We start from the raw sequence: 1,019 nt of genomic DNA, 5'->3' as shown, positions 1-1,019 counted from the left end.
CACAGATGAATAAAAAGAAATATACCCTCGGCAGGTTTGACAGGATTGAGGACGCAGTCGCTGCATATGAGAGCTTTTGCCAAAAACATTATGGTGAGTTCTATGTGCCGCAGAACTGATGCTATCAATATGTTCCCTGGTGATTTTTTGGGTCCTTACTCAGACCCCTTAAATCATGGGACATTGTGCGCCCCGATGTTTCACTAGTTATAAATCTTTGAAATTTAGGTAACATTAACAAATGAATCAGTCAGAATTTGCCAAATTGCACGGTGTCAGCCGTAAGACTGTGACCCAGTGGAAAGCTCGCGGCTGGCTGGTTCTGGACGGTGACGATATCAATGTTGAAGCATCAAACGCGAATGTTGAACGTTACAGAAAATCTGTTACCCGGCCCGATAAAAAAACCGCAGGTAACAAACAGGGTAACAAGTCAGGTAACAACTCTCAAGGTAACAGGTCTGATGCAGAATCACCGACAAAAATTGTCGAACGCATGATCGCCGAAAAGGGCGCAACAATGACATTCGATGAAGCCCGGACGTTAAAAGAAAACTTTCTCGCATTGCTTACTCAATTAGAGTACGAAATCAAATCCGGCCAGGTGCTACCGTATAAAGACATGATTGAAGCAGTGGGGCGGGAGTATTCAAGAATGCGCACTCGCTTAATCGCTATCGCTCCCGAACATGGCCCGCGTTTACGTGTATTGGCTTCAACCACTAATGATACGGAGTTTGTTCAAGCGTTACAGGAGGTGGTTTACGAGGCGATGGAGGAATTAAGCCTTGATGATAACAATAGAGGAGAAAGCTAATACCTCCGCCTGGCAGAACTTCACGCAAGATTTATATAAACGTCGCCCTGATATCCGCCCTCCCGAACCACTATCACTAAGTGCATGGGCAAACAAATACGCCGTACTGTCCAAAGAAACCAGCGCACAGACCGGGCGATTTCGTTCGTTCGCCTATCAAGACGGCATGATGGATGCCATTACAGACCCGACTGTTACTTAT

At 45.8% G+C, this 1,019-nt stretch carries 1 protein-coding gene and 1 pseudogene; both read left to right on the top strand.

Annotated features, from left to right (window positions below):
• The first annotated feature begins 241 nt into the window (after positions 1 to 241).
• Complete coding sequence (locus tag ACGF5R_RS24105) at positions 242 to 817, top strand: RNA polymerase subunit sigma-70 (protein ID WP_112879871.1); 576 nt, start codon at positions 242 to 244, stop codon at positions 815 to 817.
• Positions 792 to 1,019: pseudogene (locus tag ACGF5R_RS24100) on the top strand (phage terminase large subunit family protein); the annotation flags it as partial. The gene ACGF5R_RS24105 and the pseudogene ACGF5R_RS24100, both read left to right, overlap by 26 nt.

It is taken from the genome of Photorhabdus sp. RM71S (assembly GCF_042879355.1).
Taxonomy (GTDB): Bacteria; Pseudomonadota; Gammaproteobacteria; order Enterobacterales; family Enterobacteriaceae; genus Photorhabdus; species Photorhabdus kayaii.
The sequence above is the reverse complement of the archived record's forward strand: the minus strand, read 5'-3'. Positions and strand labels throughout refer to the sequence as shown.